This window comes from Lawsonibacter sp. (genome assembly GCF_022777125.1).
Taxonomy (GTDB): Bacteria; Bacillota; Clostridia; order Oscillospirales; family Oscillospiraceae; genus Lawsonibacter_A; species Lawsonibacter_A hominis.
On the sequence record NZ_JALFGV010000119.1, the window covers coordinates 1 to 4,757 of the forward strand.

Here is a 4,757-nt window from a genome sequence, read left to right on the forward strand (position 1 = left end):
AAAAAATCCTTGTCCATGAAGCGGTCAAAAGTGAGGACGGAAGCCGGGAACAGGAAGTGGAAATCTTCTACCGCTTTATCGGCAAAATCGAATGACACATCTTGAGATACCCAACAATATCTTTAACTAAGGGAAACGGGCCTGAGCATGCCGGATGTGGCGCTGCTCGCCCCGCTGAGCGAGCTTTTGGGCGTGACGGTGACCGAACTTCTGCGGGGACAGCGCACCCAGGAGCGGGAGACGCTGGAGGCCGGGGAGGTGGAGCGGCTGGTAAGCTCCGCCGTGCGGCTCTCCGCCGGAGAACAGCGCGTTCGTGCCCGGCGGCGGAAGGGGTGGCGGCTGGCCTGGGTGCTGTGCGCCCTGGCGGCGGCGGGGGAGGTGGCGCTGCTGCTGGCCATGGGCTTCTCCTGGGAAGAGATGGGGAGCACGGTGCTGCTGGTAGTCATGCTGTGCGTGCTCTTCGGAGCATGGCTGTGCTTTTTGGCGCGGGAGAGCCTGCCCCGGTATTATGATGAGAACAAGATCAGCTTTTATGGGGACGGGGTCTTTCGTATGAACCTACCGGGGGTCCATTTCAACAACAGCAACTGGCCCCATGTGCTCAACGCCATGCGGGTGTGGCTGCTGGGAACGGAGGTGGCTTTCCCGCCCCTGTGGTGGGCGGTCCATACGCTTTGGCCGGGGCACGCGCTCAGCGCGGAGCTGCCGCTCACCCTCTTTGCCTGCCTGGGCTTTTTCCTGCCCACCTATTTTGCCGGAAAGAAATACGAATAGGCGGCAGGCGGCGTTTGGCACAGGGGTGGCGGGAAATGCTGCAGAGCAAAGGAAATCCGTGGGGGATCGACACAGGCCATTACGCAGGAAAGCGGCCGTCCCGGATGGGGCGGCCGCTTTATGCAGCGTGGTTTAGTTGGAGGCGCTGTCCAGATCCTTGTCGCCGCCCCAGATCATGTTCTTGCGCAGCTCGGCGCCCACGATCTCCATCGGATGCTTGGCCAGGTTGGCGCGCTTGGAATTGAAGAAGGTGCGGCCATTCTTGTTCTCGGCGATCCACTTGCCGGCGAACGTGCCGTCCTGAATGTCCGCGAGGACCGCCTTCATGTTCTTCTTGGTCTCCTCATAGGGCAGAACCCGGGGACCGGAGACGTACTCGCCGTACTCGGCGGTGTCGGAAATGGAGTAGTTCATGGCCGCCACGCCGCCCTTGTTGATCAGGTCGATGATGAGCTTCATCTCGTGGATGCACTCAAAGTAGGCGTTCTCCGGCTCGTAACCGGCCTCCACCAGGGTCTCGAAGCCGCACTTCATCAGGTCCACCACGCCGCCGCACAGCACGGCCTGCTCGCCGAACAGGTCGGTCTCCGTCTCGTCGTGGAAGGTGGTCTCCATCACGCCGGCGCGGGCGCCGCCGATGCCGGCAATGTAAGCCAGGGCGATCTTATAGGCGTTGCCGGTGGCGTTCTGCTCCACCGCCACCAGGCAGGGCACGCCCTTGCCCGCCACATACTGGGAACGAACGGTGTGGCCGGGGCCCTTGGGGGCCGCCATGAACACGTCCACACCGGCGGGCGGGACGATCTGCTGATAGCGGATATTAAAACCGTGCGCAAACGCCAACGCCTTGCCTTCGGTCATGTAGGGAGCGATGTCCTTCCTGTAGACGTCCGCCTGGACCTCGTCGTTGATGAGGATCATAACGATGTCGCCCCATTTGGCGGCCTCGGGAACGGTCTTGACCGCCAGGCCGGCCTTCTCCGCTTCGCTCCAGCGCTTGGAGCCCTCCCGCAGACCCACGCACACGTCGCAGCCGGAATCCTTCAGGTTGAGGGCATGGGCGTGACCCTGGGAGCCATAGCCGATGATGGCGATCTTTTTGCCGTTGAGATAGCTGAGCTCACAGTCCTTTTCATAGTACATCTTTGCCATGATGATACACTCCTTAATAGAAATAGGATACTTGTGGTTCATAATAACACGGAGAAGGGAAAAAGAATGATAACTGTGATACAATCTTACAGGAAATTCTTTCCCAAATTAAATTCCGCCTGCTCCTTGTTCTCGTCGCTGATCGTATAGGCGCCCCGCTCCAGCGCCACCATGCCGGTGCGCACCAGTTCGAGGATACCGAAGGCCTCCAGCAGGCGCTGCATGGCCTCGGCCTTGGTCTCGTCGCCGATGAGGGCCAGCGTGAGGGACTTGAGGGATACATCGATGATGGAGGCGCGGAAGATGTTGGCGATCTGAATGATCTCATTGCGAATGTCCGGGGTCTCGGCCCGGACCTTGAACATGACCAGTTCCCGGCGGATGGACCGCTCCGGCAGCAGCTCCTGCACGGAGTAGACGGGAAACTGCTTGCGCAGCTGATTCATGATCTGCTCGATCATGGCGTTGTCGGCCAGCACTTCAATGGTGATGCGGGAGATCGCCGGATCGTCGGTGGTGCCCACGGCCAGGGATTCGATGTTGTAGCCCTTCCGGGAGAAGAGCCGGGAGACCTGAGAGAGCACGCCTGCGGCGTTCTCCACCAGTACGGAGAGGGTGTGGCGCTTGACTGCGTTGGCGTCGTTCATATCGTCGCCCCCTTAATCCAGAATAAAGTCGGTGACCGGCGTGCCGGCGGAGACCATGGGGTGGACCATGGCGTCCTTGTCGATGGCGCACTCGATCACATAAGAGGTTCCGCAGGCGACCGCCCGGCGGAAGGCAGCCTCAAACTGGGCCTGGTCGGCGGCGCGTTCCCCGGGAATGCCGTAGGCCTCGGCCAGCTTGATGAAATCGGGGCCCCGATCCAGATCGGTCTGGGAGAAACGCTTTTTGTAAATGAGGTTCTGCCACTGGCGGACCATGCCCAAGGTGCGGTTATTGAAGATAACGGTGATCACCGGGATGCCGTAGTGCTCTTCGGTGCACAGCTCGTGGCAGTTCATGCGGAAGCAGCCGTCGCCGGTGCAGTGGACCACTACCTTGCCGGGGTTGCCCACGGCGGCGCCCATAGCGGCGCCCAGGCCGAAGCCCATGGTGCCGAACCCGCCGGAGGTGATGAACTGCCCGGGACGGGAGAAGTGGTAGTACTGGGCGCACCACATCTGATGCTGGCCCACGTCGGTGACGATGATGGCGTCCCCGTCCGTCACGTCCTGAACGGTCTCCAGGATCTCGTGGGGGTGAAGAATGTCGTCCCGCTTGAGGGGGACTTCCGAATGGGAGAAGACCCATTCCTTCCAGGTGGGGTATGCGTGCTGGGGCAGGCGCTCATTGAGCAGCTCCAGCACCCGCCGGGCGTCCCCGATAATATGGTGATCGGTGCGTACATTCTTGTCGATCTCCGCCCGGTCGATGTCGATGTGGACGATCTTGGCCCCCCTGGCAAATGTGGCCGGATCGGTGGCCACGCGGTCGGAGAACCGGCAGCCGATGGCGATGAGCAGATCGCACTGGTCCACGGCGTAATTGGAGGCGTGGGAGCCGTGCATGCCGATCATGCCGGTAAACAGCGGATGGCTGCCCGGCAGCGCGCCGCCGCCCATGATGGTGGAGGCCACCGGGGCGCCCAGCCGTTCCACAAATCTGCGGAACTCCGGCACCGCGCCCTTGGAGCGGATGACGCCGCCGCCCACCAGCACCAGAGGCATCCGGGCGGTCTCGATCAGGTCCAGCAGGGTCTGGATATCGCCCGCGTCCGGTTCCGGCGTCTTCAGGTCGTGGCTGGCCCGGCGGAGCATAGCCCCCAGCCGGCCCTGGGAAGCGTGCTGCTCCAGAGGCAGGGGGGTGTAATCCGCCTCGGCGGCGGTGACATTTTTGGCAATGTCGATGAGCACCGGACCGGGGCGGCCGGAGCGGGCGATGGCAAAGGCCTCCCGCATCACGTCCGCCAGGGCCTCCGGGTCCCGCACCAGGTAGTTGCACTTGGTGATGGGCATGGAAATGCCGGTGATGTCCACCTCCTGAAAGGAGTCCTTGCCGATCAGATTCTCGCTGACGTTGCAGGTGATGAACACCACGGGGGAAGAGTCGTAATAGGCGGTGGCGATGCCGGTGGTCAGATTGGTGGCCCCGGGCCCGGAGGTGGAGAAGCATACCCCCACCTTGCCGGTGGAACGGGCGTAGCCGTCGGCGGCATGGGAGGCCCCCTGCTCATGGGCCGTCAGGATGTGGCGGATCTTATCCTTGTAGCCGTGGAGCTCCAGCTCGTCATATACGTTCAGAATGGTTCCTCCGGGGTAGCCGAACACGGTGTCCACCCCCTGCTCCAGCAGGCACTCCATAATAATTCTGGCACATGTCATCCGCATGGTTTTGGCCTCCTTTGGTCTCAGTTTTAGAAAAAACAAAAAGACCTCGTCCTCCATAGGACGAAGTCTTTTACTCCGTGGTACCACCTAACTTCACGGGCCTGGCCCGCGCGCTCTGCGCCGTAACGGGGCGTCCGTTCCCGTCTACTGGGCTCTCGCCGTTCTGCGGGACCGCTCTCGGGTGATGTTCGGCTCACGCCCCTCACGGAAGCTCACACCGGCCGCTTCCTCTCTTGGCTTGCGGGGCGGGCCTACTTGCCCGGTCACTGCGTTTTTGATGATTGTTTCCTATCATAATGCTGCGGGGCGGATTTGTCAATTCCGGAAACGGAAATCTCCCCAAATTTATTGCTTTAAACGAATAAAGATAGCCGAATTCAGGAAAGAAGTAGAAAAAAAGCCGGAAAAAGAGACCACAGGGAAATACAAAAAACTAAACTGGCGGTCTGATTTTGTGAAACA

General features: G+C 61.2%; 5 protein-coding genes and 1 other annotated feature. Of the genes, 2 read left to right on the forward strand and 3 right to left on the reverse strand.

Translation table 11 applies throughout. The features are described from left to right. Both MR825_RS09980 and MR825_RS09985 read left to right on the forward strand, forming a co-directional pair. A partial coding sequence (locus MR825_RS09980; protein ID WP_276918973.1) for a DUF4368 domain-containing protein occupies positions 1-95 on the forward strand: 95 nt, incomplete at its 5' end. 52 nt (positions 96-147) lie between these two features. Beyond that, positions 148-774: a hypothetical protein gene (locus MR825_RS09985; protein WP_287880540.1), complete on the forward strand. Its 627-nt coding sequence runs from the start codon at positions 148-150 to the stop codon at positions 772-774. 132 nt (positions 775-906) lie between these two features. On the opposite strand, the gene ilvC is transcribed toward MR825_RS09985, so the two are convergent. The 3 genes from ilvC to ilvB form a co-directional block, all read right to left on the reverse strand. Continuing rightward, on the reverse strand, positions 907-1,926 hold the full coding sequence (ilvC, locus tag MR825_RS09990; RefSeq protein ID WP_186907757.1) for a ketol-acid reductoisomerase: 1,020 nt from the start codon (positions 1,924-1,926) through the stop codon (positions 907-909). An 86-nt stretch (positions 1,927-2,012) separates the two neighbouring features. Continuing rightward, on the reverse strand, positions 2,013-2,573 hold the full coding sequence (ilvN, locus tag MR825_RS09995; RefSeq protein ID WP_186907756.1) for an acetolactate synthase small subunit: 561 nt from the start codon (positions 2,571-2,573) through the stop codon (positions 2,013-2,015). Between the two features lie 12 nt (positions 2,574-2,585). Then, positions 2,586-4,295, reverse strand: coding sequence for a biosynthetic-type acetolactate synthase large subunit (gene ilvB / locus MR825_RS10000; protein ID WP_287880542.1), 1,710 nt, complete (start codon positions 4,293-4,295; stop codon positions 2,586-2,588). 53 nt (positions 4,296-4,348) lie between these two features. Beyond that, positions 4,349-4,571 (reverse strand) — a binding site (T-box leader). Positions 4,572-4,757: the final 186 nt, after the last annotated feature.

Bases quoted from the DNA above. Each gene is read 5' to 3' on its own strand.
- ilvB (WP_287880542.1), bottom strand. From the start codon at position 4,295: ATGCGGATGACATGTGCCAGAATTATTATGGAGTGCCTGCTGGAGCAG.
- ilvN (WP_186907756.1), bottom strand. From the start codon at position 2,573: ATGAACGACGCCAACGCAGTCAAGCGCCACACCCTCTCCGTACTGGTG.
- ilvC (WP_186907757.1), bottom strand. From the start codon at position 1,926: ATGGCAAAGATGTACTATGAAAAGGACTGTGAGCTCAGCTATCTCAAC.
- MR825_RS09985 (WP_287880540.1), top strand. From the start codon at position 148: ATGCCGGATGTGGCGCTGCTCGCCCCGCTGAGCGAGCTTTTGGGCGTG.